The sequence below is a fragment of the Acinetobacter sp. BMW17 genome, from assembly GCF_001592855.1.
Taxonomy (GTDB): domain Bacteria; phylum Pseudomonadota; class Gammaproteobacteria; order Pseudomonadales; family Moraxellaceae; genus Acinetobacter; species Acinetobacter johnsonii.
This window is the reverse complement of sequence record NZ_LSOD01000064.1, coordinates 1-307: the sequence shown is the minus strand read 5'-3', so window position 1 is coordinate 307 and position 307 is coordinate 1. Positions and strand designations below refer to the sequence as shown.

At 33.6% G+C, this 307-nt stretch carries 1 protein-coding gene; it reads left to right on the top strand.

The features are described from left to right. Window positions 1-71 precede the first annotated feature (71 nt). On the top strand, window positions 72-307 hold a 236-nt coding region (locus AXW61_RS17000; protein ID WP_171254102.1), incomplete at its 3' end, for a transposase domain-containing protein.

Sequence of the window (307 nt, the reverse complement as noted above, 5' to 3'; positions counted from 1 at the left end):
TAATGCCAGTCAGTTAAGCAAAAAAAGTTAAAATGCTGTAAAAAGAGCGTATGTAAATACGCTCTTTTTTTATGAATTTATCTCAGAATCTAGATTTAACATTAAAACAAACCTTACCTTCACTTTCACAATTCAGTGAATTGATTGATTTAAACTGGATTGAAGATTGCTTAGACCAAACAGGTAAAGCATCAATTCGAAAAAGAAAACTGCCTGCTGAACATGTTGTTTGGCTGGTAATCGGACTTGCTCTATTTCGAAATCAACCGATTTGGTATGTGGTTCAACAATTGCAACTTGTTTTCGG